At 64.3% G+C, this 25,386-nt stretch carries 26 protein-coding genes; 16 read left to right on the top strand and 10 right to left on the bottom strand.

The features are described 5' to 3' along the window. Positions 1-66 precede the first annotated feature (66 nt). On the bottom strand, positions 67-1,341 hold the full coding sequence (locus QQA13_RS12295; protein ID WP_108470826.1) for an ATP-binding protein: 1,275 nt from the start codon (positions 1,339-1,341) through the stop codon (positions 67-69). Positions 1,342-1,387: 46 nt separating this feature from the next. Then, positions 1,388-2,938: a peptide MFS transporter gene (locus tag QQA13_RS12290; protein WP_108470825.1), complete on the bottom strand. Its 1,551-nt coding sequence runs from the start codon at positions 2,936-2,938 to the stop codon at positions 1,388-1,390. A gap of 277 nt (positions 2,939-3,215) precedes the next feature. Here QQA13_RS12290 and QQA13_RS12285 point away from each other — a divergent pair, with 277 nt between their 5' ends. The 4 genes from QQA13_RS12285 (at position 3,216) to QQA13_RS12270 (ending at position 5,667) form a co-directional block, all read left to right on the top strand. Next, positions 3,216-3,590: a diacylglycerol kinase gene (locus QQA13_RS12285; protein WP_108470824.1), complete on the top strand. Its 375-nt coding sequence runs from the start codon at positions 3,216-3,218 to the stop codon at positions 3,588-3,590. An 84-nt stretch (positions 3,591-3,674) separates the two neighbouring features. Further along, the gene (locus QQA13_RS12280; protein WP_108470823.1) at positions 3,675-4,292 is read left to right on the top strand and encodes a LemA family protein; all 618 of its coding nucleotides are present in this window, start codon (positions 3,675-3,677) and stop codon (positions 4,290-4,292) included. After that, positions 4,292-5,164 carry a TPM domain-containing protein gene (locus QQA13_RS12275; protein WP_108470822.1) on the top strand — a complete coding sequence of 291 codons (873 nt, stop codon included), beginning with the start codon at positions 4,292-4,294 and terminating at the stop codon, positions 5,162-5,164. Before QQA13_RS12280 ends, QQA13_RS12275 begins: the two co-directional genes overlap by 1 nt. Then, the gene (locus QQA13_RS12270) at positions 5,164-5,667 is read left to right on the top strand and encodes a TPM domain-containing protein (RefSeq protein ID WP_108470821.1); all 504 of its coding nucleotides are present in this window, start codon (positions 5,164-5,166) and stop codon (positions 5,665-5,667) included. Before QQA13_RS12275 ends, QQA13_RS12270 begins: the two co-directional genes overlap by 1 nt. Positions 5,668-5,777: 110 nt before the next feature. On the opposite strand, the gene QQA13_RS12265 is transcribed toward QQA13_RS12270, so the two are convergent. Then, positions 5,778-7,739 (bottom strand): alpha/beta hydrolase family protein, encoded by a 1,962-nt coding sequence (locus QQA13_RS12265; protein ID WP_234411270.1) that lies wholly within the window; start codon positions 7,737-7,739, stop codon positions 5,778-5,780. Positions 7,740-7,980: 241 nt separating this feature from the next. Here QQA13_RS12265 and lgt point away from each other — a divergent pair, with 241 nt between their 5' ends. The 4 genes from lgt to QQA13_RS12245 all read left to right on the top strand — a co-directional run bounded on the left by lgt (position 7,981) and on the right by QQA13_RS12245 (position 10,698). Next, the gene (gene lgt, locus QQA13_RS12260) at positions 7,981-8,796 is read left to right on the top strand and encodes a prolipoprotein diacylglyceryl transferase (RefSeq protein WP_108470820.1); all 816 of its coding nucleotides are present in this window, start codon (positions 7,981-7,983) and stop codon (positions 8,794-8,796) included. A gap of 22 nt (positions 8,797-8,818) precedes the next feature. Continuing rightward, the gene (locus tag QQA13_RS12255; protein ID WP_108470819.1) at positions 8,819-9,613 is read left to right on the top strand and encodes a thymidylate synthase; all 795 of its coding nucleotides are present in this window, start codon (positions 8,819-8,821) and stop codon (positions 9,611-9,613) included. A 126-nt stretch (positions 9,614-9,739) separates the two neighbouring features. Then, a complete protein-coding gene (locus tag QQA13_RS12250; protein WP_108470818.1) occupies positions 9,740-10,228 on the top strand; it encodes a dihydrofolate reductase in 489 nt (162 codons plus the stop codon). Then, a complete protein-coding gene (locus tag QQA13_RS12245) occupies positions 10,228-10,698 on the top strand; it encodes an NUDIX domain-containing protein (protein WP_108470817.1) in 471 nt (156 codons plus the stop codon). Before QQA13_RS12250 ends, QQA13_RS12245 begins: the two co-directional genes overlap by 1 nt. On the opposite strand, the gene coaE is transcribed toward QQA13_RS12245, so the two are convergent. The 5 genes from coaE to pilB all read right to left on the bottom strand — a co-directional run bounded on the left by coaE (position 10,652) and on the right by pilB (position 15,771). Then, on the bottom strand, positions 10,652-11,251 hold the full coding sequence (gene coaE, locus QQA13_RS12240; RefSeq protein WP_108470968.1) for a dephospho-CoA kinase: 600 nt from the start codon (positions 11,249-11,251) through the stop codon (positions 10,652-10,654). The genes QQA13_RS12245 and coaE overlap by 47 nt on opposite strands. Positions 11,252-11,268: 17 nt before the next feature. Beyond that, complete coding sequence (locus QQA13_RS12235; protein ID WP_108470816.1) at positions 11,269-12,126, bottom strand: prepilin peptidase; 858 nt, start codon at positions 12,124-12,126, stop codon at positions 11,269-11,271. Between the two features lie 18 nt (positions 12,127-12,144). After that, complete coding sequence (locus tag QQA13_RS12230) at positions 12,145-12,537, bottom strand: endonuclease domain-containing protein (protein ID WP_108470815.1); 393 nt, start codon at positions 12,535-12,537, stop codon at positions 12,145-12,147. 92 nt (positions 12,538-12,629) lie between these two features. Next, positions 12,630-13,901 (bottom strand): type II secretion system F family protein, encoded by a 1,272-nt coding sequence (locus tag QQA13_RS12225; protein ID WP_108470814.1) that lies wholly within the window; start codon positions 13,899-13,901, stop codon positions 12,630-12,632. A 145-nt stretch (positions 13,902-14,046) separates the two neighbouring features. Continuing rightward, positions 14,047-15,771 carry a type IV-A pilus assembly ATPase PilB gene (gene pilB, locus QQA13_RS12220; protein WP_108470813.1) on the bottom strand — a complete coding sequence of 575 codons (1,725 nt, stop codon included), beginning with the start codon at positions 15,769-15,771 and terminating at the stop codon, positions 14,047-14,049. A 409-nt stretch (positions 15,772-16,180) separates the two neighbouring features. On the opposite strand from pilB, the gene QQA13_RS12215 reads away from it, so the two are divergent. The 8 genes from QQA13_RS12215 to QQA13_RS12180 all read left to right on the top strand — a co-directional run bounded on the left by QQA13_RS12215 (position 16,181) and on the right by QQA13_RS12180 (position 22,145). Continuing rightward, positions 16,181-16,240: a hypothetical protein gene (locus tag QQA13_RS12215; RefSeq protein ID WP_234411286.1), complete on the top strand. Its 60-nt coding sequence runs from the start codon at positions 16,181-16,183 to the stop codon at positions 16,238-16,240. A gap of 117 nt (positions 16,241-16,357) precedes the next feature. Beyond that, on the top strand, positions 16,358-16,513 hold the full coding sequence (locus QQA13_RS12210) for a hypothetical protein (RefSeq protein WP_234411269.1): 156 nt from the start codon (positions 16,358-16,360) through the stop codon (positions 16,511-16,513). Between the two features lie 28 nt (positions 16,514-16,541). Beyond that, positions 16,542-17,402: a glycosyltransferase family 2 protein gene (locus QQA13_RS12205; protein ID WP_108470812.1), complete on the top strand. Its 861-nt coding sequence runs from the start codon at positions 16,542-16,544 to the stop codon at positions 17,400-17,402. Positions 17,403-17,413: 11 nt separating this feature from the next. Further along, positions 17,414-18,127 carry a class I SAM-dependent methyltransferase gene (locus QQA13_RS12200; RefSeq protein WP_108470811.1) on the top strand — a complete coding sequence of 238 codons (714 nt, stop codon included), beginning with the start codon at positions 17,414-17,416 and terminating at the stop codon, positions 18,125-18,127. After that, the gene (locus tag QQA13_RS12195; protein ID WP_108470810.1) at positions 18,120-19,316 is read left to right on the top strand and encodes a glycosyltransferase family 4 protein; all 1,197 of its coding nucleotides are present in this window, start codon (positions 18,120-18,122) and stop codon (positions 19,314-19,316) included. Before QQA13_RS12200 ends, QQA13_RS12195 begins: the two co-directional genes overlap by 8 nt. Beyond that, positions 19,313-20,353, top strand: coding sequence for a glycosyltransferase family 4 protein (locus QQA13_RS12190; protein WP_108470809.1), 1,041 nt, complete (start codon positions 19,313-19,315; stop codon positions 20,351-20,353). Before QQA13_RS12195 ends, QQA13_RS12190 begins: the two co-directional genes overlap by 4 nt. A gap of 129 nt (positions 20,354-20,482) precedes the next feature. Beyond that, complete coding sequence (locus QQA13_RS12185; RefSeq protein WP_199909804.1) at positions 20,483-21,289, top strand: TylF/MycF family methyltransferase; 807 nt, start codon at positions 20,483-20,485, stop codon at positions 21,287-21,289. Then, a complete protein-coding gene (locus QQA13_RS12180; protein ID WP_286042671.1) occupies positions 21,174-22,145 on the top strand; it encodes a glycosyltransferase family 2 protein in 972 nt (323 codons plus the stop codon). The genes QQA13_RS12185 and QQA13_RS12180 overlap by 116 nt, the downstream gene beginning before the upstream one ends. On the opposite strand, the gene QQA13_RS12175 is transcribed toward QQA13_RS12180, so the two are convergent. Both QQA13_RS12175 and QQA13_RS12170 read right to left on the bottom strand, forming a co-directional pair. Beyond that, on the bottom strand, positions 22,142-23,392 hold the full coding sequence (locus QQA13_RS12175; RefSeq protein WP_108470806.1) for a lipopolysaccharide biosynthesis protein: 1,251 nt from the start codon (positions 23,390-23,392) through the stop codon (positions 22,142-22,144). The two genes, QQA13_RS12180 and QQA13_RS12175, sit on opposite strands and share 4 nt — an antisense overlap. Beyond that, on the bottom strand, positions 23,389-25,362 hold the full coding sequence (locus QQA13_RS12170; RefSeq protein WP_108470967.1) for a hypothetical protein: 1,974 nt from the start codon (positions 25,360-25,362) through the stop codon (positions 23,389-23,391). Before QQA13_RS12170 ends, QQA13_RS12175 begins: the two co-directional genes overlap by 4 nt. Between the last annotated feature and the right edge of the window lie 24 nt (positions 25,363-25,386).

Raw genomic sequence — 25,386 nt, 5'->3', positions numbered from 1 at the left:
TGTTCCCTGAAAGTGGATCAGGTGCCCATTCTTGCCGGAAGCGGCGACACTTGCACGTCCGGCGGGCTATTTTTCGGCGATCACCGCCAACGGCAGGCGCAGGCACACTTCGGCGCCGTGTTCGGCATTGCGCGCGATCAGTTCGCCGTTGAGCCGTTCGGCGGTGGCTTCGGCCAGGGCCAGGCCGATGCCCAGCCCGGTCTGCTTCTGCGAGTAGCCGAGCAGGGTGAGTTCGCTGTCGGTGGCGAAACCCGGGCCATGGTCGCGCACGTTCAGCTGCAGCCATTCGCCGTCGCGCGAGACCTGCAGTGCCACCGCGTGCGAGTGATTGGCGGCCGAGGCGTCGGCGGCGTTGTTGAGCAGGTTGAGCAGCGCATGGCGCAGGCCCGGCGGAGTGCGCAACACGGTATGCACGATGTCCTCGTCCAGCGTCGTGGCCAGTTCCGCCTCGGGCCGCAGCAGCTGGAAGCGCTCCAGGCAGCCGTGGATGAAGGCAGCCACTGTGAGCCGTTCCGGCTCCTGCGACAGTTGCGCCTTGCCGAAGGCGACCATCTCGCGCAGGATCGTGCGGCAGCGGTCGACCTGGCCTTCCAGCAGCGCCAGGTCTTCGGCCAGCGTCGCATCGCCGGCGTGCTCGCGGCGCAGTTCGGGCAGCAGGGTGCGCATGGTCGACAGCGGCGTGTTGAGTTCGTGCGCGGCGCCGGCGGCCTGGGTGGCGATCGCCAGGATGCCCTCGTCGCGCAGCGCTCGCTCGCGCACCCGCTGCACCTCGAGCTGTTGCAGCCGCAGTACACGGGCCAGCCGGCTGATGAAGAAACTCAGCAGCAGCGCCATGATCACGAAGTTCACGCCCATGCCGACCACGTGCAGGGTAAAGCGGCTGGGCGAACCGGCGGGCATCGGCAGCGGCAGCGGCACGTACGAGTACAGCAGGATCACATAGGCGACACCGGCCAGCGCGGCCACCGCCAGCACCGCCCGACCCGACAGCGCCGCCGCGCTGAGCGCGATCGGCACCAGCAGCAGGGTGATGAACGGGTTGCTGGCGCCGCCGGTGAAGTACAGCAGGTAGCCGAGCACCAGCGTGTCGAAGGCGATGTGGCCGACCGCCTCCCACTCGCGCAGCGGCCACGGCTGGGTCAGCCGCCATGCGGCGAACACCGAGAACACCCCGAGCAGCCCGATGCCGAGCAGCAGCGGCAGCAGCGGAATGCCCAGGTGCATTCCCCAGGCGCACACCAGCACGGCGGTGCTCTGGCCCGCGATGGCGCAGATCCGCAGCCAGGCGAGCGAGCGCGTCAGCGCGAACGGACCGATGCGTTGGGAGTGCCGGTGCGGCATGGTGGTATCCAGACTTGCCGGGCCGCCGTGCGGCGGCCCAGTCGGGTCACGACGGCGTGTTGAATTCCTCGCTGCGCACGGCCGGCAGCGGGTTGTTGGCGACGGAGTCGGAGTGGCTGCTCGACAGCTTCTTCATCAGCGGCAGCATCGCCAGCGCGATCACCGTGCAGGCGACGCCGGCGAAGCCGAGCTTGTTGAACAGCGCGGTATAGACCGGCAGCGACACCAGCGGATCCTTGATGTCGGTCGGGATGCTGGCGAAGTTCGCCACCACGCTGCCCAGGTACTGCGAGATGCCCGAGGCCACGTAGTAGGCGCCCATCATGAAGCCACCCATGCGGGCCGGCACGTAGCGCGCGATCATCGCCAGGCCCAGGCCCGAGACCAGCAGCTCGCCCAGCGAGTACAGGCCGTAGCCCCACACCATGATCCACGACGAGACCTGGCCGTTCACCGCGAAGCGGGCGCCGACGCCGTAGATGAAGAAGCCGATCGCCACCGCGGCGAAGCCCCAGGCGAACTTGGCCGCCACCGAGGGGTTTTTGCCGACCTTGCCCATGGTGTTGTAGAGGAACACCAGCACCGGGCTCAGCAGCACGATCCAGATCGCGTTGAGCGACTGGAACTGCTCGGGGATCCAGTTGAACAGGTGCAGGCCGAACAGGTCGAACGAGAGGTCGACGTTGCGCTGCGCGAACAGGTTCAGCGAGGTCGACATCTGCTGGTAGAAGATGAAGAAGAAGATCGTCTGCGCGGTCAGCACCAGCGCGGCGACCAGGCCGGCGCGCTCGTGCGGCTCGCTGCTGCGGATCAGGTGCACGAAGATACCCAGGATCACCACGCCGGCGGCGTACACGCACCATTTGGCGACGGTCTGGTCCTGCAGGATGAAGGCGGAGACGAACACCATGCCGATCGCGGCCAGCAACACCATGCCGAGGCGCTTGACGTCCACCGGCTTGTCATCGGCCGGCGAGCCGATGTGCGCCAGCGTCCGCTGCATCAGCGTGTAGTTGATCAGGCCGAGCACCAGGCCGATCGCGCAGACGCCGAACGCGGTATGCCAGCCCCAGGCGTCGCCGTATTTCGCGCCCACGTAGTCACGGATCCACGGGGTCAGCAGCATCGAGATGGTCGAGCCGATGTTCACCGCCATGTAGTAGATGGTGAAGGCGCTGTCGATCTTGGTGTCGTCGCCCTCGTAGATCTTGCGCACCAGGTTGCCGGCGTTCGGCTTGAAGAAGCCGTTGCCGACGATGATCACGCCGAGCGCGACGTACAGGAAGTAGGCGTTGTTGGTGGGAATCCACAGCATCGCGTAGCCCAGCGTCAGCACCACCGCGCCGAGCAGCATGGTGCGGCGGGTGCCGATCAGCTTGTCGCCGACCCAGCCGCCGATGGCCGGCGTGGCATAGATCAGCGCCGCGGCAGCGCCCCAGATCAGGTTGGCCTTGCTGTCGACGAAGCCGAGCTTCTTCACCATGTAGGTGACCATCAGCACCTGCATGCCGTAGAAGCCGAAGCGCTCCCACATTTCGATCAGGAAGACGGTGCTGAAGGACCGCGTCTGCGAGACGGGCGGGTTCTGGGTTGCCATAGGTTTTCCGTGCGAGATTCAAAACCGTGGCGACGTGCGGGCACGCGCCATTGCCATGCGGCCCCTGAATGGGCCACAACCGACGAAGCGTAACCCATTCGCCATCACGGTGTAGCTGCACTGCGGCATGACAGCGGGCCCGTGACGGGCGTCCGCTGCCGGCGCTTGTGGCATCATCGGCCGTCCGAACCGACCCGTTCCAGGGAGTCTTGCCGTCCATGTCCACCATTGCATCGACATCGCCGAGGCGTTCGCAGCCGACCGGGCGCCGCCGCTGATGGCCGCCGAAGGTTTCCGCGGTCCGAAGCAGGTCTGGAACGCGTTCCTGTGGTCGATGAAGGGGCTGCGCGCGGGCTGGCGGCACGAGGCTTCGTTCCGGCTGGAAGCCTGCCTGGCGGTGGTGCTGATCCCGCTCGGTTTGTGGCTGGGGCACGGCGGGGTGGAGAAATTCGTGCTGGTCCTGGCACCGATGCTGGTGCTGTCGGCCGAGCTGCTGAATTCGGCGATCGAGGCGGTGGTCGACAAGGTCAGCCCGGAATTCAACGAACTGGCCGGGCGCGCCAAGGACATGGGCTCGGCCGCGGTATTCATGCTGCTGGTGCTGGTGGTGTTGAGCTGGGCCTTGATCCTCGGGCCGCGCCTGTTCGGTTAGCGCGCGCGTTCACCCCGTGCTGACACGATTGCGGCAAGTGGCGTGGGATGATGGAATGGCTTTCCACCGGATCGGAGCGACCCCATGAAACTTCTGCGCAATCTCGTGCTGTTGCTGCTTGCCTTCGGCCTGAGCGGTTGCGGTTACAACGCCATCCAGAAGCAGGACGAGGCGGTCAAGGCAGCCTGGTCCGAAGTGCTGAACCAGTACCAGCGCCGCGCCGACCTGGTGCCGAACCTGGTCAACACGGTCAAGGGCTACGCCCAGCACGAGGAGAAGGTCTTCGTCGAGGTGACCGAAGCCCGCGCCAAGGTCGGCAGCCTGCAGGTCAACGCCGATTCGCTCAACGATCCGGCGAAGCTGCAGCAGTTCCAGGCCGCGCAGGGCGAGCTGGGCAACGCGCTGTCGCGCTTGATGGTGGTCAGCGAGAACTACCCGCAGCTGAAGGCCGACGGCCTGTTCCAGAACCTGCAGGCGCAGCTGGAAGGCACCGAGAACCGCGTCACCGTGGCGCGCAACCGCTACGTGCAGGCGGTGCAGGCGTACAACGGGATGATCCGTACCTTCCCGAACAACCTGACCGCGAAGATCTTCGGCTACCAGGTCAAGCCGAATTTCTCGGTCGAGAACGAGCAGGCGATCTCCACCGCGCCGAAGGTGGATTTCGGCACCAGCACGCCGGCGCCTGCCGCGACGCGTTGATGATGCCCGGGCGCCTCCCGCGCCGCTGGCTGCTGCTGGCGCTGCTGCTGCCGGCCTTGCTGCTGGCGGCCGACGCCGTGCCGAAACTGGCGCGGCACGTCACCGACCTCACCGGCACGCTGAGCGCGCCACAGATCGACCAGCTCGATGCGCAGCTGGTGGCGCTGGAAAAAGCCAAGGGCGCGCAACTGGTGGTGCTGATGGTCGGCAGCACCGGCGAGCAGGACATCGAGGGCTACTCGCTGGCGGTGGCCGAGGCGAACAAGGTGGGCCGCAAGGGTACCGACGACGGCGTGCTGCTGCTGGTGGCGAAGGACGACCGCCAGGTGCGCATCGAGGTTGGCTACGGTCTGGAGGGTGCGATTCCCGACGCCGCTACCGCACGCATCATCCGGGAATACATCGCGCCGAAGTTCCGCGCCAACGACTACTTCGGCGGCATCAGCGACGCGGTCGGCGCGCTGACTCAGCTGATCAACGGCGAGCCGCTGCCGCCGCCGGTGCAAGGTGCTCCCGAGCGCGACCGTCCCGGCCTCGATCTGCAGGGCGGCCTGATGATCGCCGTGTTCGTGGCGCTGTTCCTGCGCGGCATTTTCGGCCGCACCAGCCGCTGGCTGCGCACGCCGCTGGGCGCCGTGCTGGTCGGCGGCCTGCTGTGGCTGCTGATCTCGATGGGCGCCGGCATCCTCGGCGCGCTGGTTGGCGGCGTGCTGATGCTGCTTCCCGGCGGCGCCGGCCGTTCGGTCGGTGGCGGCGGCTGGGGCGGTTTCGGTGGTGGTGGTGGTTGGGGTGGCGGCGGAAGTTTCGGCGGTGGCGGCTTCAGCGGCGGTGGCGGCAGCTTCGGCGGTGGCGGTTCTTCGGGGAGCTGGTGATGGCGCGCATGCGGCGACTGTGGGCGAATCTTTGTGGCGGCTGGTTCCAGCTGTCGCGGCGTTTTCCGCGCGCATTGCTGGACGAGATGGCCGCGGCGATCGCCACCGGCGAGCGCACCCACCTGGGCGAGATCCGCTTCGCAGTGGAATCGCGGCTGGCGCCGCTGGCCGTGCTGGAGGGCCTCGACGCCGCGGCTCGAGCGCGCCAGGTGTTTGCCCAGTTGCGCGTGTGGGACACCGAACTCAACAGTGGCGTGCTGCTTTACGTGCTGATGGCCGAGCACCGCATCGAGATCGTCGCCGACCGCGGCATCGCGGCGAAGGTGTCGACGCACGAATGGGCGAACCTCTGCGCCCGCATGCGCGAAAGCTATGCCGCCGGACAATGGCGCACCGGCAGCCTGGACGGCATCGCCGCCGCCAACGCCTTGCTGGAACGGCATTTCCCCGGCGACGGCAAGGCCAATCCCGACGAGCTGCCGGACCGACCGGTGCTGCTCTGAGCTGCGGTGCTTCACGGGTGGGCTGACGGTCCATCACAAGCACGCCCCATGCACTCGCAAAAAAGGAAGGCGCCGAAGCGCCTTCCGGGAGTGGCCTACTGTTGGTGGACTCAGCGTGCGCTGGCGCCCGGCCCGATGTGCTTGGCGAGGAAGGCCTGCAGCCGGTTGTAGAACTCGATGTTGTTCTCTTCGCTGTAGAAGCCGTGGCCTTCGCCCGGCTTGCTCAGCCATTCGTACGGCTTGTGCGCGGCGTCGAGTGCAGCACGCATCGCCTTGGCCTGCGCGAACGGTGCACGTTTGTCGTCTTCACCGTGGATCAGCAGCACCGGCACGTCGATCTTGTCGACCAGCTTGTCGGGCGAGTTCGCATCGAGATCGGCGTCGTCCTTGCCGATGACCATGTTCAGGTAGTTGCGGCCGGACTTGCTTTCGCGGATGTCGCCTTTGCTGTACATCATCTTCAGGTCGTAGATGCCGGCGTAGCCCACCGCGCACTTGAACATGCCCGGTGCGCGGATCGTGGTCATCATGGCCGAGTAGCCGCCGAAGCTGCCGCCGTAGACGCAGACGCGCTTCGGGTCGGCGTAGTTTTCCGCGATGGCCCACTTCACGCCGTCGATCAGGTCCTGCTGGATGCGGGTGCCCCACTTCAGGTAGCCGGCTTCCTGGAAACCGACGCCGCGACCGCTGGAGCCGCGGTAGTTCACCTGCAGCACCAGATAGCCGCGGCTGGCCAGGAACTGCGCGTCGTCGTCGTAGTACCAGGTGTCCTGCACGTCGATCGGGCCGCCGTGCGGCAGCAGCACCATGGGCAGGTTGTTGCCGGCAACGCCCCGGGGGATCGTGAGGATCGCCTCCAGTTCCATGCCGTCGCTGGCCTTGAAGTGCAGGGGGCGTCGCTCGGCCATCTTCGCCGGGTCGATCCACGGCTCCTCGGCGAACAGCTTGCTCACCTTGTAGTTGTGTGTGTCGATCAGGTAGTAGGTGCCCGGGTCGCGGTCGCTGCCGACCCAGAACAGCAGCTTGCTGCCATCCTCGCTGAAGTCGACGAACTGGACATGGCCGGCGAATTTCTGGCTCAGCGCGCGGTGCAGTTTGGCCGTGGGCGTGTTGGCGTCGATGTAGCTAGTCTGCGGCATGCCGGTGGCCGGTACGGTGGCGAACGGCTGGCGCGGCAGCGCCGTCCACTCGATGCTGCCGATGCTGCTGAAACCGTCGCTGGCGAGCACCTTGCGGTTGCCGCCGTCCTCGTCCTGTTCGACCAGCGAGGTCGGGCCGCCGCCGGCGTTGTAGCGGGCGTAGACGCGCTGCCCGTCGGGCGTGGAGTCGATCGGGGTGAAGCTGCTGCCGATCCGGGCGGCAGCCATCGGCGTCCAGCCGCCAGCCTGCTGGTGGTAGACCACGTAGTCCCAGTTGTCGTTACGGCCATAGGCGTAGTGGGCCTTGCCGTCCGCGCCAACCATGAAGTCCAGTCCGCTCATCTTGATCTGGCCGATCAGGCGGCGCGTGTTCTTGCCCGCGTCGACGTCGTACAGGGTGCTGTAGTCCTGGCTTTCCCAGCCGTACGTGGTCATGTAGAAGCGGCCGTTGGTCGGCGTCGGCAGCCCGGCCAGGAAGCCCCAGCCGCGGTCGGTGCCGCGTGTGCCGGCACGCGAGCCGAACTTGCTTTCGAAGCCGTAAAGATAGTCCTGGTTCTTGCCGTCGAAATCGGTGGCGATCACTTCGCCGGTGGCGGCGGGCTTGTCGATCGAGCCCATCTGCTTGCCTTTTTCCACCACCAGCCGGGTGTTGCTGACCCAGGTGATGCCGACGGCCAGCTCGTACTTGGGCAGGCGCAGCAGGCTGACCGGCCTGCTCATGTCGGTCACGTCGTAGACGACCAGCGCATGCGAGTTGCCGTCGGTATCGTTCATGTTGACGGCGAGGTGCCTGCCGTCCGGTGAAAGCCGCGGCATGGAGAGTTGCGCGTGGCGCGCGAAATCCTCCACCGGCACCAGATCGGCAGCCACGGCGGCGGCGGGCAACAGCAGGCAGGCCGCGGACAGCATGGTCCGCGCAAGACGGTACGACATCGGTTTTCTCCCCTGAAGCTCCATGCGACAAGTCCGGCCGTCTGGAGCAAGACGGTGCGGCTGGATGCGGACATCCCTGGCAAAGTAGCGGCGCTACCCTCGTCCGGACTCCCCAGTGCGGACGATGTGACGGTATCAGGGGAGGATTCTAGTTCCTGCGAAAGCCCGGGCGGAAGAGGTGCCGGCGCCGCCCGCTCCGGCGTCCCGCTACACTTGGCCTTTATCCGTCAGCGCGGTCGCCATGTCCCAGCCCTACGTCGTCGATTTCAATCCCGTCGCTTTCCAGATCGGCCCGATCCAGGTGCACTGGTACGGCCTGATGTACCTGCTCGGCTTTTTCTTCGTCGCCGTGCTGGGTGAATACCGGCGTCGGCGCGGCCGCTTGCCGGTCAGCCGCGATGCGCTGGGCGACCTGCTGTTCTACGGCATGCTGGGCGTGATCGTGGGCGGGCGCGTGTGGTACATGCTGTTCTACGCCGACATCGACTGGATCTGGACTGCACCGCAAACCCTGTTCAAGGTGTGGGACGGCGGCATGAGCTTCCACGGCGGCCTGCTCGGCGTGCTGGTGGCGGGCTGGTGGTGGTCGCGCAAGCAGAAGCTGCACTTCTTCGACACCATCGACTTCGTGGCGCCGCTGGTGCCGATCGGGCTGGGGCTGGGTCGGCTGGGTAACTTCATCAACGGCGAGTTGTGGGGCAAGCCCAGCGACGTGTCGTGGGCGATGATCTTCCCGCAGGCGCCGGATCGCTTGCCGCGGCATCCCTCGCAGTTGTACGAAATGCTGCTCGAAGGCGTGGTGATGTTCGTGGTGCTGTGGCTGGTGTCGCTGAAACCACGGCCGCGCTACCTGGTGTCCGGCCTGTTCGCGCTGCTGTACGGCTGCTTCCGCTTCGCGGTGGAGTTCGTGCGCGTGCCCGACGCGCAGCTCGGCTACCTGTTCGGCACGTCGTGGGTGACGATGGGGCAGATGCAGTCGTTGCCGCTGATCGCGGTCGGGTTGCTGCTGCTCGCCATGTCGCGGCGCGCGCCGACCCTGCCGCTCGCCACTGCCTGACGCGCCTGCCTATACTTGCCGGATGCGCGCCTATCTCGACCTGCTCCGCCATGTCCTCGACCATGGCACCGAAAAGACCGACCGCACCGGCACCGGCACGCGCAGCGTGTTCGGCTGGCAGATGCGCTTCGACCTCAACGATGGTTTCCCGCTGGTCACCACCAAGAAGCTGCACATCAAGTCGATCGTGCATGAGCTGATCTGGTTCCTGCGCGGCGACACCAACATCGCCTACCTGAAAGAACACGGCGTGCGCATCTGGGACGAATGGGCCGATCCGAACGGCGATCTCGGCCCGGTCTACGGCCGGCAGTGGCGCGCCTGGCCCGCCGCCGACGGCGGCGCGGTCGACCAGATCGCCTGGGTGGTCGACGAGATCCGGCGCAACCCGGATTCACGACGGCTGATCGTCAGCGCGTGGAACGTAGGCGAGCTGCCGAAGATGGCGCTGATGCCGTGCCACACGATGTTCCAGTTTTACGTGGCGGGTGGAAAACTCAGCTGCCAGCTGTACCAGCGCTCGGGCGACATCTTCCTCGGCGTGCCGTTCAACATCGCCAGCTACGCGCTGCTCACGCACATGGTGGCGCAGGTCTGCGGCCTGGGCGTGGGTGACTTCGTGCACACGTTGGGCGACGCGCACCTGTACAACAATCACCTCGAGCAGGCGCAGCTGCAGCTGAGTCGCGAACCACGGCCGTTGCCGCGGCTGAAGCTCGATCCGGCGGTGCGCTCGATCTTCGATTTCCGCTACGAGGACGTCGCGATCGAGGGCTACCAGCCGCATCCGGCGATCAAGGCCGCCGTTGCCGTGTAGTCGCTGCGCAGGAACGTGCGGAACCCGCGCGCCGTTGCCGCCGCCTGTTAAGATCGGGCGTCATCGGCGGCGTCCTTCGCGGGCGCAGGCCGTCACACTGATCGTCCAGCCTTCCAAGGATTCGCCATGGCCATTTCGCTGATTGCCGCACTCGACGAAAACTTCGCGATCGGCCGCAAGGGGCAGTTGCCCTGGCACCTGCCCGACGACCTGCGCTGGTTCAAGCAGCTGACCACCGGCAAGAACGTGCTGATGGGCTACAACACCGCGCTGTCGATCGGCCGCGCGCTGCCGGACCGGGTCAACCTGGTGCTGACGCGCCGCCACGAGGCGCCGTATCCGGGCCAGATCACCGTGCGCTCGATCGAGGAAGCGCAGGCGCGCTGCGACAACACCGGCCTGATCGTGATCGGCGGCGGCATGGTGTTCGCCGAAGCGCTGCCGCGCGCCCGTCGCCTGTACCTCACCTGGGTCGGTGCCGCGATCGACGGCGCCGACGCGTTCTTTCCCGGCGTGCACTTCAGCGACTGGACCGAGGTCTCCCGCGTGCACCACAAGGCCGATGCCGAGCACGCCTACGACTTCGACATGGTCGAATACCTGCGCAGCAGCTGATGCCCGCGTCCGTGTCGCCCGCGGTCATGCACGTGATGGCCGGACTGCTGCTGGACGCCGACGGCCGCGTGCTGCTGGCGCAGCGACCGCCCGGCAAGCATCTGGCCGGACTGTGGGAGTTCCCCGGCGGCAAGCGCGAACCCGGCGAGGCACCCGTGGCGGCGCTGGCCCGCGAACTGCGCGAGGAACTGGGCGTCACGCTGCAACACGCCGAGCCGCTGGTCGCGCTGCCGTGGCGCTACGGCGAGCGCGAGCTGCTGCTCGACGCCTGGCGGGTCCAAGCGTGGATCGGCGAACCACGTCCGCTGGAAGGGCAGGCGCTGCAATGGCAGTTCCCCGCCCTGATCGACATGGCGATCCTCACCCCGGCAGACTGCCCGATCCTGCAAACCCTGATCGAGGCGCGCGGCGCCCGCGCGGACCCTACCGGTCAGACGCCAGGGCCAGATAGCGTCGATGCAGGTCGGTGACAGCCTGATCCAGCGCGGCTTCGTCGCCGCTGTTCTCGATCACGTCATCGGCCAGGGCCAGGCGTTCGCTGCGGCTGGCCTGGTGGGCCAGCATGCGGCGGGCAAGGGTTTCGTCGATGCCGTCGCGGTCGATCAGGCGCGCGAGCTGGACCGGTTCGGGGGCGTCGACCAGCAGCACGCGGTCGACCCAGCGGTAGTGTTCGATATTCTCGGCCAGCAATGGAATCGCCAGCAGGCAATACGGGCCGCGCTCGGCCATGGCGCGTTCGTGCAGCCACTGGCGCACGCGCGGGTGGATGATCGCCTCCAGTGTTTTTCGTGCTGCAGGGTCGGTGAACACGTGCTGGCGCATGGCTGCGCGGTCCAGCCGCCCTGAGTCATCCAGTACGCCGGCACCGAAGGCCTCGACCACCGCGGCCAGCCCGGGCGTGCCAGGCTCGATCACCTCGCGGGCGGCCACGTCGGCGTCATGTACGTGCACGCCCAGCGCCTCGAAGCGCCGCGTCACCGCCGTCTTGCCGGCGGCGACGCCGCCGGTCAGGGCGATCGCCATGGCGTGCGGGCGCTGGCTCACCGCAGGCCAGTCAGCTGCATGTAACCCTGCAGCAGATCCGCGCCGGCTACGAACCAGACCCAGCCGGCGGCGGCGAGGAACGGGCCGAACGGCATCGGGATCTCGCGCTCGTGCCGGCGCAGCGCGATCAGGATGCCACCGACCAGCGCGCCGATCAGTGACGACAGCAGGATGATCGGCAACAGCGATACCGGCCCCATCCATGCGCCCAGTGCGGCGAGCAGCTTGAAATCGCCGTGGCCCATGCCCTCCTTGCCGGTGAGCAGCTTGAATGCCCAGTACACGCTCCACAGGCTCAGGTAGCCGATCGCCGCGGCCAGGATCGACGCTGGCGCGGTGACGAACATCGGCAGCAGCGACAGCAGCAGGCCCAGCCACAGCAGCGGCAGGGTGAGCTGGTCGGGCAGCAGCTGGGTGCGGAAGTCGACGCCGGACAGCGCGATCAAGGTCCAGGTCAGCGCCAGCCCGGCCAGCGCAGCCCACGACGGGCCGAACTTCCACACGACCACCGCGCTCAGCACGCCGCTGAGCAGTTCCACCAGCGGGTACTGGATCGAGATCTTCGCCTGGCAGTAACGGCAGTGCCCGCGCAGCAGCAGCCAGCCGAACAGCGGGATGTTGTCCCGCGCCGACAGCGGATGCTTGCAGTGCGGACAGTGCGACGGCTCGCGCACGATGCCCGGCGGCAGCGGCGTGGCATCAGCCTGCAGCTCCAGCACCTCCCGTGCCTCCTGCCGCCATGCCGCGGCCATCCGCTCGGGCAGCCGCAGGATCACCACGTTGAGAAAGCTGCCCACCAGCAGGCCGAGCACGCCGGCCAGGGCGATCCACAGGACAAGGGGAAGTTCGGGCATGCGTCGGCCTTGTGTTTTTTAAAGCCCCTCCCACTCCGGGGGAGGGGTGGGGGAGAGGGTGCGGTGCCGAGCGAAGTTCAAGATCGCCTCAAGCACTGCCTCGATTTCCTGCAACACCTGATTGTTCCAGAACCTCAATACAAGCAAACCCTGGCGTTCGAGGGCCTGCATACGCGTGCTGTCGATTTCTTCGCTGTGCTGCGAACCATCGAGTTCGATGACCAGTTTGAGTCCGTCGCAGTAAAAGTCCGCGACATATGGCGGTATGGGATGTTGGCGGCGAAATTTGAATCCACCAAGGCGGTGCGCGCGCAAGTAATACCAGAGCTTGCGTTCGGCATCGGTGCTGGTGGCTCGCAGCGACTTGGCTGTGGCTAGCGTTTGGGTGGGCAGGGGTGGTTTGTGATGCATCGCTTCGAGCGGCCCCTCTCCCCACCCCTCTCACCCACAAGGGGACTCCTTGCGGTCGCCGACGGGAGAGGGGCTTTCTTGCGGCATTGTCGTCAGAACGTGCCGGCGAGCTTGAAGATAGGCAGGTACAGGGCCACCACCATGCCGCCGACCAGGGTGCCGAGCACTACCATAATGATCGGTTCGAGCAAGGTGGAGAGAGTGTCGACGGCGTTGCTGACTTCTTCCTCGTAGAATTCCGCCACCTTGAACAGCATGTTGTCCAGCGCGCCGGATTCTTCGCCGATCGCGGTCATCTGCACCACCATGTTCGGGAACAGGCCGGTCTGTTTCATCGCCAGCTGCAGCTGGTGGCCGACCGAGATGTCGTCGCGCATCTGCCTGACCGCATCGCCGTAGACCACGCTGCCGGTGGCACCGGCCACCGCGTCCATCGCTTCGACCAGCGGTACGCCGGCACGGAAGGTGACGCCCAGCGTGCGGGCGAAGCGGGCGATCGCCGAGTTGCGCACGATATTGCCCATCACCGGCATCTTCAGCGCCATGCGGTCGAGGAAGTGGGCAAATTTCACCGAGCGCTTCTTGGCGAGCACGATCGCGATGATGCTACCGCCGATCACGCCGACAACCACGAACCAGTAACTCTGCATGAACCGTGAGGCGGTCACCAGCAGCTGGGTGGGTGCGGGCAGCTGCGCGCCGGCGTCCTGGAAGGTCTTGGCGAACACCGGCACCACGAACAGCAACATGATCAGCACGACGATGAATACCACCGCCAGCACCATCATCGGGTAGAACAGCGCTTTCTTGATCTTCTTCTTGATCGCTTCCGTGCGCTCCTTGTAGGTCGCCACGGTGTCCAGCACGGTGTCCAGCACACCGGAGGCCTCGCCGGCCTTCACCAGGTTGCAGTACAGCTCGTCGAACTGCACCGGGTAACGCCCCAGCGCCTCGTGCAGCGACGCACCGCCCTCGATGTTCTGCTTCACGTCGAGCAGGACGTTCTTGAAGCGGATGTTCTTCTGGCCGTCGGCAATGATGTCGAAGGCCTGGATCATCGGCACGCCGGACGCCATCATGGTGGCAATCTGGCGACTGAAGATGGCCACGTCGCCCGGCTTGATGGTGCTGCCGGTGGCGCCGAACAGCGGCTTGGCGCGCTCGCGCACGGTCTGCGGGTTCATGCCCTGGCGGCGCAGTTCGGCCTTGACCAGCAAGGCGTTCTTCGCCGGCATGTCGCCCTTCATGCGCTTGCCACGCTTGTCCAGCGCCACCCACTCGTAAGTGGTCAGCTTGCTGACCTCGGCGCGCTGGGCACCGAGCTCACGCGCCTTGTTGATGTTCGTTGCGGTAGCCGTAGCCATGCGCATCTTCCCCCAGTGGTCCAGTCCCGAAGCCGTCCTTTGCGGCGGCTGACAAGGTATCCGGTACAGCTTATGTCATTTTTGCGGCGCCAAACCGTGGTGCCGGACGCAAGTTCGGTGCAACGGAGATCCCAGAATTCCCCGTTTATTCCTTGGTGACGCGGTCGATCTCGGTCAGGCTGGTCAGCCCCTGCTTCACCTTGAGCAGGGCCGACGCGCGCAAGTCGTTGATGCCGGCGGCCCTGGCCACCTCGGCGATCTGCAGCGCGTTGCCGCCCTGCAGGACGATCTTCTGGATATCCTCCAGCATCGGCATCACCTGGTAGATGCCCACGCGGCCCTTGTAACCCTCGTTGCAGCCGTCGCAGCCGACGGCCTCGTAAATGGTCAGCCCGGCGTCGATATCGGCCTGGCTGAAGCCGGCGTCCAGCAGCACCTTGGGCGGTAGTTCGATCGGCTTCTTGCAGTCGTGCAGGCGCCGCGCCAGGCGCTGGGCGATGATCAGGGTCACCGACGAGGTGATGTTGTAGGGCGCGATGCCCATGTTCATCAGGCGCGAGATGGTCTGCGCGGCGTCGTTGGTGTGCAGGGTGGACAGCACCATGTGGCCGGTCTGCGCCGCTTTGATCGCGATCTCGGCGGTCTCCAGGTCGCGGATCTCGCCGACCATGATCACGTCCGGGTCCTGGCGCAGGAACGAACGCAGCGCGCTGGCGAAGGTCATGCCGCGCTTCACGTTCTGCTGTACCTGGTTGATACCCTCGACGCGGATTTCCACCGGGTCTTCCACCGTCGAGATGTTGCGCTCGGCGGTGTTGAGCATGTTCAGGCCGGTGTACAGCGACACCGTCTTGCCCGAGCCGGTGGGGCCGGTGACCAGCACCATGCCGTACGGCTTGTGGATGGCGTCGACGTAGAGCTTCTGCTGCTCCGGCTCGTAGCCAAGCTTCTCGATGCCAATCCTGGCCGAGGAGCCGTCCAGGATACGCATCACGATCTTCTCGCCAAACAGCGTGGGCAGCGTGCTCACGCGGAAGTCGATGGCGCGGGTCTTGGACAGGTTGAGTTTGATGCGACCGTCCTGCGGCACGCGCTTCTCGGCGATGTCCAGCTGCGCCATCACCTTGATGCGCGAGGAGATGCGGTTGGCCATCTTCATCGGCGGGCTGGCCACCGCCTTCAGGATGCCGTCCATGCGCAGGCGCACCCGGTACTGAGTCTCGAACGGCTCGAAATGGATGTCCGAGGCGCCGCGGCGGATCGCGTCGACCAGGATCTTGTTGACGAACTTCACCACTGGCGCGTCGTCGTTCGCGTTCGCGTCGACGCCGCTGCTCGATTCGCCCTCGTCGTCGCCGCCCTCGACGTCCAGCTCGTCCAGGTCGCCGCCACCCATGTCGGGCATGGTGTTGCGCAGGTTGTTGAGCAGGCTTTCGATCACCCGCTGCAGCGAGCCACGCTCCACCAGGATCGGTTCCACCATGCAGTTGGAGTGGAACTGGATCTCGTCCAGCGCATGCGACTGCATCGGGTCGGCGATGCCCACGAACAGGCGCTTGCCGCGGCGGAACAGCGGCAGCGTCTGGTGCTTGGTGATCAGCGCCTCGCTGATCAGGTCCAGCGGCATCGTCGTCGGGTTCAGCGCGGCCACGTCCATCGTCGGCATGCCGAATTCGGCCGAGGCGATCCGGGTCAGTTCGGCGCTGTCGACCAGGTTGCGATCCAGCAGCCAGGTGGTCAGCGTGGATTTGCTCTGGTTGCTGTCGGCCATCGCCTTGCGCACGACGTCTTCGGGCATTACCCCCTCGGACACCAGTCGGCGCGCCATGCCGGACAGACCCGCGAGCGATGGTTGTAATTGAGATGACATAATCTGCTCGACCTTGCCCCTGTATGTTGTTGAATCTACCGCAGTCCAGCGCGCAGGTCACCCATTCCCTGCAAGCCCGATCCAGCGCGGTGATGCAGCGCACAAGCCAGCTTCCGCAAGCCTGGTTCTGCTTCTTGGTCGGTGCGGGGCCGTGAGGCTCGGCTCCTCCCCTTGCGCACAGAGGCTCCATGTTCAGTTTCTCGCGCACAGAGGCTCCACGTTCGGTTCCTACCCCTGCGTGTAGAGGTCCCACGTTCAGTTCCTCCCCCTGCGTGCAGGGGGAGGTCAGGAGGGGGTAAAGCTCTTGATCTCCCCCCGCAAGACCCTGTAAATCTCCCCTTCGGCACTAGAGAAGGCCATCATCACCGCCAGCGTTACCAGCAAGGGCCAGATCACGATCCCGGTTGCCGTGCGCGAGGCCATGCACCTGCGTGCAGGGGATCGAGTGGAGCTTGTGGAAATCCTGTGAGTTCGTCGCCGCCACGCGCCCCATAACCGCACTCAAGGGCATGTTCGGCAAGGCGCCCAAGACGATATCGATCGAGCGGATAAACGCCGTGATCGCTGCAGCGGGTGCAGCGGCGAAATGATCGGCCTGGATACCCATGTGCTGGTGCGTCACATCATGCAGGACGATGCAGCGCAGTTGGTCAAGGCCTCGACCTTGCTAGACGTGCTGGCCCAAGTCGCACCCCAAAAGACCAACCCCGTCCGCAACCTACAGACGGCCTTCACGCTATGATCCCCTCTCCATTCGGGGGAGTCGCCTGTTGAACCGCCTGAGCATTATCCTGCCTGCCAAGAACGAAGCGCCCGCGCTCGCCGCGTTGCTGCCGCGTTTGCGCGCGGCCCATCCCGAGGCCGAAATCATCGTGGTCGACGACGGTTCCACCGACGACACCCGCAGTGTCTGCAAGAGTGGTGGCGTCCAGTGCCTGTCCTCGCCGTACTCGATGGGCAACGGTGCGGCGATCAAACGCGGCGCCCGTGCCGCCAGCGGCGACATCCTGGTGTTCATGGACGGCGACGGCCAGCACGATCCGGCTGACGTCGCGCGGCTGCTGGCCGAACTGGAGCGCGGCTACGACATGGTGGTGGGCGCACGCGACTGGGGCAGCCAGGCCGGTGTCGGCCGCGGCCTCGCCAACACGCTGTACAACTGGCTGGCCACCCGGATGACCGGCCATCGCGTGCTGGACCTCACCTCCGGCTTCCGCGCTGTGCGCGCGGACAAGTTCCGCGAATTCCTGCACCTGCTGCCGAACGGCTTCAGCTACCCCACTACCAGCACCATGGCCTTCTTCCGCAGCGCCTATCCGGTGGCCTACCTGCCGATCAAGGCCGCTCGACGCGTCGGCAAAAGCCACATCAAGCCCCTGCGCGATGGTGTGCGCTTCCTGCTGATCATCTTCAAGATCGCCACACTGTACTCGCCGCTGAAGTTGTTCGTGCCGGCGAGTGCGCTGTTTTTTCTGCTTGGCTGTGCCAACTACGCCTGGACCTTCCTGCACGAAGGCCGCCTCACCAACGGCAGCACTCTGATGTGGAGCGCGGCGGTGATCGTGTTCCTGATCGGGCTGGTGTCCGAACAGGTCACTGCGCTGACGTATCGGCGCGACGGCAACACGTAGGCCAAATAACCATGACCGATACTTCCGACAAGTTCGCCCCGATCCGCGACTTTTACGACAATGAGTATTACGCCCAAGGCCCGGGAGGTAAATCGTTGCCTTGGCATTGTCGAAAGATCGGCAAGCAGTTAGGCGGCTTGAGCGGACGGGCCGTGCTGGATGTAGCCTGCGGCACCGGCGAGTGGCTGGATTTTTTCCGGTCCCGTGGCGCCTCCATTGCTGGCATCGACCTGTCACACAAGGCGGTCGACGAGTGTGTGCGGCGTTTCCCTGAGGGCGAGTTCTACTGTGGCCCGGCCGAATCGCTGCCGTTCGATACTGGCCGTTTCGATCTTGTTACCTGTATGGGGTCGCTGGAACATTTCCTGGATAAACCACGCGCATTGAACGAAATGAAACGCGTGGCCAAGCCCGACGCGAAATTTCTTCTGCTGGTGCCCAACGCGGGATTTCTGACGCGCCGTATGGGGCTTTACGGGGGGACGCAACAAGTCAAGGCCAGAGAGGACGTGCTCGAGCTTGCCGCATGGGAGCGGCTCTTTGAAGATGCGGGCTTGCAGGTGGTGGCGAAATGGCGCGACCTGCACCCACTCTCGCGGTCGTGGATCTGCCGAGGCAACATCTTGTCCTGGCCATTGCGGGCGATGCAGGCCCTGGCCTTGACGACGTGGCCGACGGCCTGGCAATACCAGGTCTATCACTACTGCCGAACCTCACATGATTGAAGGGCAGGAGTTGGGCAACGCGCGTGCAGCAATATTGCTCGTTACCCGCAACCTGCCGCCCTTGCGCGGCGGCATGGAGCGCTTGAACCGGCACATTGCCATTGAACTGGCCAGCGGGTTCCGCGTTCTGGTGGTGGGGCCGAACGGGTGTCGCGCACATTTGCCGGCAACGGTCGATGTGCATGAGGCACCGGTCCGCCCGCTCTGGCGGTTCCTCGCGAGGGCGCTCCTGCTGTCGTTGTCGCGGGGAAAAAAGGCGCGGCCTCGCATCGTTCTCGCAGGCAGCGGCTTGACGGCACCGATCGCTGTGATCACAGCCGGGATCATGCATGCGCGAAGTGCAGTCTACGCACATGGCCTCGATCTGGTGACGCCGAACCTGCTGTACCGGGCTTTGTGGTTGCCATTCCTGCGACGGTGTGACGTATGTATCGTCAACAGCCGTAACACCGCCCGGCTTGCCCGGCAGGTGGGAATCCGTCAGGAACGCATCACCGTGATTCACCCGGGTGTAGAACTACCGGTCGAGACCGGCAACGATGGTTGCGCCGCCCCTGACTTTCGGCAGCGGCATGGTCTCCAGGCATGCAAGGTCATGCTCTCCGTGGGGCGATTGACGCCGCGCAAGGGTATTCCGGAGTTTGTCCGCCAAGCCTTGCCGCGCATCGTGTCGGCATGTCCGGATGTGGTCTTGGTGATCATCGGCGACGAGGCGCCGAATGCGCTTCAGGGCAGCGGGCTTGGTGCCGGCGAACGACTCATGGAGTGCGCGCGCGAGTTGGGACTCGAACGGCACATCCGGATGCTCGGCGCATGCGAGGATGCTGAGCTGGCTATCGCCTACGACGTGGCGGATCTGTGTATTTTCCCGGTCCGTGCATTACCCGGCGACGTGGAAGGCTTCGGTATGGTGGCGGTTGAAGCCGCTGCGCACGGTCTTCCCACGGTGGCGTTTGATGTTGGTGGCGTTGGCGACGCCGTTGCCGACGGTTGCTCGGGTCGGCTGGTGCCAGCAGGCGATTACGACATGTTCGTCGAGCAGGTCGTGCAGACCCTGCAGATTGGTCGGACGGTCGAAGTGAGTGCTGCATGTCGACGATTTGCTGCCGGGTTCGAATGGAGGAAGTTCGGCGCAAGATTGAGCGACCGACTCCGGCAGTTGGTCTCCAATGACGGATCATTGCCATGAACCGGCCGCTAAGGATCTGGCTTCCGGCCATCCGTGCCGGTAGCGGGGCGGATGTTTTCGTACAGCGCCTGGCGCAGGGATTGCGTCTCGCCGGCCATGAGCCGGTGGTGCAATGGTTCAAGCACCGATACGAGTTGATGCCCTGGCGGCTCGCGTCGATGGCTGTGCCGGAAGGCATCGATGTGGTGCATGCGAACAGCTGGCAGGGATTCGCCTTCAAGCGTCCGGGGATTCCGCTGGTGATCACGGAGCACCAGTACATCGCCCATCCGGATTTCGCGCCCTGGCGTAGTCGGTCGCAGGCCTTGTATCACGACCTGTTTTGCAGTCGATGGATCAAACGCTCCTACGCGGCTGCCGATGCCGTCGTCGCCGTCAGCGAATACTGCGCCACGGCCATGCGCGCGGACGTGGACAAGCCGGTGGCCGTCATCCACAACTGGGTCGACACGGACTGCTTCGCGCCGGCGTACGTGGATGCAACCCATGAAACCGATCCGCGGAAGAATGCGGAACCGTTCAAACTTCTTTTCGTGGGCAACCCATCGCGTTGGAAAGGTGCTGACCTGCTTCCGGCCATTGCCGATCGGTTGGGGCCGGGCTTCGAGATACGCTGTATTGGTGGATTGCGCGCCGGTTTCGATGCCTCTGGACTGCCGGCGAATGTGAAGCCGTTGCCTCGCCTGGCGCCCGAGCAGATGCCGGCGGCATATCGGTCTGTCGACGCGGCACTGGTGCCGACTCGCTACGAGGCGTTCGGCTATGTCGCGCTGGAGGCGATGGCCTGCGGGTTGCCGGTGGTCGGGTTTGCCAGCTCCGGTACGGCCGAAGTCTGCCAGCACGAGAAGACGGCATTGCTGGCGCCAGTAGACGATCTTCATCAATTGGTTCGTTACGTGAAACAGCTGGCGCAGAACTCGTCGCTATGCGCACAGCTGGGGACGACAGGGCGTCGGCGTGCTGTCGAATGTTTCGGCGAGACCAAGGCGATTGCGGCGTATGTAAATGTTTATCGATCCGTGCTTGGTAGTACTTGATTTGTAACTGACTGTATCGAGATAGTGCCGACGCGCACATGAATGGCGTTATGTGTCTATCGTGGCAACCGGTCGTTTCTAAGGTGTAAATAAAAATCTCACCTGTAACCAATTTCGGAGGAATTTAATATGTCGGAAAATATATCAGTTATGGATGTTCGCCGGCTCTATCTTGAAATCTTGAAAAAATCTTTGATGCACTCATTGTGGTACAACAAGGAGCCAGTTGACTCTTTGGTTATGAGAAATTTAAAATCAATTGCGCCTAGCATTTTTGGGCATCCACGCGGAAATTTTCAGGAGAAAATTGAAGGCCGAGTGTGGCCGCAATACGCGCACACGATGATAGGTTTGCCGAGATTGAACAACCTTCAGCTCTGCATGGAAACGGCCATAAACGAAGGTGTTGAGGGTGATTTCATTGAGACGGGTGTATGGCGGGGTGGTGCATGTATTTTCATGAGGGGCATTCTTAAATCATACGGCATTTCTGATCGCGTTGTTTGGGTTGCTGATTCGTTTGAAGGACTCCCGCGACCGAATGAAAAAAAAGCGCCAGCCGACAAAGGCGACAAACACCACACCTACAAAGGCCTCGCAGTTGGGCTCGAAGAGGTCAGGCAGAATTTCGAGCTTTATTCGCTGCTTGACGAACAAGTTAAATTCCTCAAGGGATGGTTTAAAGACACATTACCGAGTGCGCCTATCAGCAAGCTGGCCGTCTGTAGGCTGGATGGCGACATGTATGAATCAACCATGGATTCTTTGAATGCACTCTATCCAAAGATTAGCATTGGAGGGTTTCTTATTATCGATGATTATGGCGCTGTCGATGGATGCCGCAAAGCTGTCGACGATTATCGTGCTAAATTCGAGCTGCGCGAAGAAATCATTCCGATTGATTGGGGCGGTGTTTATTGGCGCAAGGTTGGATGACACTGTGCGAGTAATGGTTACGGGGCTTTTGCTCAACTACCGCGATGCCGTGCGTAGCATCAGCTGCGTCCATTCGCTGCTTGGGCAGGGCATCCAGCATGTTGTCGTATGGGACAACTCGGCCGATGGAGGAACCTCTGCAGCGGCGATCGCTGCCGTATTTGTTCACGATGCGCGTGTCGATCTGCATGTGAGCGTGGCTAACCTCGGGTTCGCGGCAGGGGTCAACCGCGGACTGGAGCATTGTCACCAACGGTATCCGGGCGCCTGGGTGCTGTTGATCAACAACGATGCACGCTTGCTGCCGGGTGGGCTGACCAAACTTGTCGATGCGCTTGTTGCGAATAGCAACGCGAGGATCGCCTATCCCGATATTGACCATGCCGGGCGTGTTCTGGGCCCGGCATACTGCCATCGGTTGACCGGCCTGCTGTCGTGGCGGCCGCGTCGCGGCTACTTTCCCTATGCAAGTGGTTGTTGCCTGCTGGTCGCCACCGGGCGTTTCGCCTTGCAGCTGTTCGACGAGGACTTCTTCATGTACGGCGAGGACTGGGAGCTGGGTTGGCGGCTCGCTCAGTTGCCGGGTGCGATGGCGTATGTGCACGAGACACTGGTCGAGCATGATGGCTCGGCGAGCAGCGGACTGGGGTCCGCGTTCTACGAGTCGCACATGGTCGCCGCGCACCTGATCCTGGCGCGCAAGCTTGCACGAAGTTGGGTGGAGACAGGCGTCCTGCTGGCATCTCGCATGTGCATGCTGGTGGCGCGTGGGGCGATCCGCTCGATTCGCTTCCGTTCGCTGGTGCCGTGCAAGGCCTTGTGGCATGGCGTACGGATAGCATCAGGACGACGCTAGAGAGTCCCGTCCATTGCCACGCGGCTTGCGAGGCGGCGGCGCACCAGCCACCAGCCAATCAGCGCCATGCTTGTTTCGGCGATGACGAGAGCCACGGCGACTCCGCGGATACCGTAATGCGGCGCCAGCGCCAGCATGCTGCCAACCAGAAGCAGGATGCCGCAGAGTTCGAACGCCATGCGCTCCAGTGGCTTGCCCAATGCCACCAGCACGGCGCCAGCAGCCAGTCGCAGCGAAAGCAGTGGCGCGGCCGTGGCCAGCCACGGCATCAGCTGGGCCATGACTGCGAACGAAGCTCCGAACAGCCACGGCAGTAACGGACTGCATAGCGCCAACAGCAGTCCACTGGCGAGGCCCCAAACCATTGCTAACAAGGCGATCAGGCCGATCAGCCGTTGCCCTTCCCGGGTGGGTGCGTGCGCGTGTCGAAACAATCGGGGCAGCGAGGCCAGCAGCATGGCGGTCACCGGCATTACCGTGGCCGCCATGACGCGTGCCGTGGCCGCGTAGATGCCCGCGTCGTGCGCACCAACCAGGCGAACGGCAATGATCTTGTCCAGTTCGGAAGGGTTCGCCGCTACCAGGTTCATTGCCGCGTATGAGGCGCCGTCGCGCAGCTCCTGTCGCGTGGCATGGCGCGGGCGCCAATCCAGTGTCACGAGACGGCTGGTGATCCACAAGCCCAGCAGCAAGCCGAGCAGTGACGCGAGCAGCTGGAAGAAGACATAAGCCGAAAGCCGCTGTACATCCGGCAAGAGGAAGCAAGGCAATACTGCAAGCACCCTGAGACCCAGCGGCAGCCATTGCACGCATTGACTCAGCGGTACCCGTTCGCGCGCCTGTAGCGCGAAACTCAGCAGCATGGTGAACGGCGTCAACAGCAACTCGGCCGCACCTATCGCGAGCAGGACGTGCAGTGGAAGCGCCGGCCGGGTAACAAAGCCGGCAACGACGATATAGACGCCCAGCAACAGCAGTCCGAACGATGCCGTCATCGGCCACGCATAACGCCATACGGCTGCCGTGCCGTTGGCGTCGTGCGCATTTCGGGCCAGCATCACGAAGCCGGCGCCGAAATTGGGCAGCAGGCCCAGCACCACGGCCAGCGAAGCGGCGGCGGCGAAGCTTCCGTAGGCGCGCGGTCCGAGTAGTCGTGTAAGCAGGACGAGGACCATCGCCTGGGTCATTACCCGCAACCCGAGCATGACGCTGGTCTGCAGGCTGCTGCGCGCGAGTGGACCTTTCAATGAGTGCTCGTTGATGGGACGGATGTTGGCAGGTCGGACAATTGCGTACGCAACTGGTCCAGAGTGTTGTTCAGGTGACCGCCGATATTCAACCGATCCAATCGTTCCAGGGCTTTTTCGGCTTCGGTCCGGCGGCCTTGCACCGCCAGCATGCGAATCAAGGTGACCTGGTAGGCGGATTCATCCGGGTTGGCCTTCACTGCAGCATCGGTCACGCGCTCACCCAGGACATGGTCGTCGAGCACGTTCCATGCGTAGTCGCCGTACATGGCGAGCAATCGCGCGCTGGGATCGGGGTGTGACAGCGCGCCTAGAAAGGCTTGAGTCATGCGCTGCGTAGGCAAATCGCACTTGCGTTCACGAACGCACATGGTCAGCGCCCCCAGTGAACTTTCATCCTGCACGCCAGGTTTGCGGGCCACGAGCTTGGTGACCATGCTGTCCCACCACGCATCCTTGATCGGCAGGTGCATGCGTGAATTCATGAAGATCAATGCCTGCTCGGGAAGGATGGAAGCATTCGGCAGCGCGGCCGCTTTTTCCAATGGCGTGTAGGCCATACGGGTGAACGGCGAGGCAGGGTCGTAATGCGAGTAGATGATGTAAGTGCGGCCCAGTTCGTATTGAGCGCGTGGTGACATAGGCGCACGCGCGGCGAGGTCCTCAGCCAGGCGCAATGGGTTGCCCCAGACGTAGGCGGTAAGTGCCGTGAGCCCAATCCAGCAGAGCATCAGTCCGGCCAGCAGCACGTATCGAGGCAGTGGCAAGGGGAAAGTCCGCGGTACGGCGAGCAAAGGCATGATCGCCAGCAGCAAGCCGAAGCTGGCAAAGTAGTTGCGGTGTTCGTAGATCAATTCCAGCGGCAGGATGGTGCCGGTGAGCAACTGGCAGCCGAGGAACAGGGCGATGCCCAGTGCCACCAGCGGTTTGCGTGGACGCAGCCACAGCATCAGCGCGATCAGTATGGCGAGAAAAACGATGCTGGCCAGCGTACTCCATGGAGTCAGCAACCCTGTTGAGACCTGAAAATCATCGTGGTAGAACGACAGTGCGCCCGGTGTAGGCAGCAGGGTCCACGCGACGTAGTCGGTGATGATGCGTGCTTCGCTGAGCAGACGGGTGCCGAGGGTGAAGTCGCGTGCAGCCCAGGTTTCCGGGTTCAACACACCGGGCAGCAGCCACGCCAGGCCAGCCAGCATTGGAAGTGCAAGCACCAGCATGAACAGGCCGATGGTGCGCGGATCATATGGCGAGCGTTTTGGCTCGTTTTCTTCAGAAGCGGTAGAAACCTCCTGTCGATTGCGAAAGTGGAACAGCGCCCACTCGATCAACAACGCATACAGCGGCAGCATCACCGCGGTTTCCTTGGCCAGCAGCCCAAGCAGGGTGGGCAAGGTGATGCTTGTCGCGCACAGGATGAAGCTACCCCACCTCAGTCCTCCCCTGCCTGCAGGGGAGGAAGCAGGAATCAAGGCAAGCATGCGGCGGCGGCCGGCGACGTAGCCGAGCAGGCCCAGCAGCACAAACAGGTTCGCCATGCTTTCCATGCGCTGCACCACATACAGCACGGCGGTGAGGTTGATCGGCAGCAGCATCCAGCTGGCAGCGATCAGCACGGCAACGAGCTGCGCGTGCGGATGCCGATCGGAAGGATCGGATCGCAACAGTGCCAGCGACAGTAGATACACCAGCCAGCCGTTCAGCAGATGGAGCAGCAGATTGGTCAGCTTCATCCAGTACGGATCAAGCCCGGTGGCAAGGTAGTTCGCGGCAAAGCTCAGTGAGGCCAGCGGACGCTTGAAGTCACTCGCCGGCGAGGAAAGCGCAGCGCCGACCAGCGACGGGAGGCTGGCGTCCGTCGGTTGCACCCCCTTGTTGTCGACGATGTTGGGGTAGTCGTCGAACAGGAATCCGCCGGAAAGCCCCGGCCAATAGACGGCCAGGGTCATGGCGAAGGCAGTAAGCAGCATCAGCAGCTGCCATGGCGAACGGCG

Origin of the sequence: Rhodanobacter thiooxydans, from assembly GCF_030291135.1 — a bacterium.
In the GTDB taxonomy this organism is placed as follows: domain Bacteria; phylum Pseudomonadota; class Gammaproteobacteria; order Xanthomonadales; family Rhodanobacteraceae; genus Rhodanobacter; species Rhodanobacter thiooxydans_A.
Note: the sequence above shows the minus strand (reverse complement) of the source record. Positions and strands in the feature narration are given on the sequence as shown.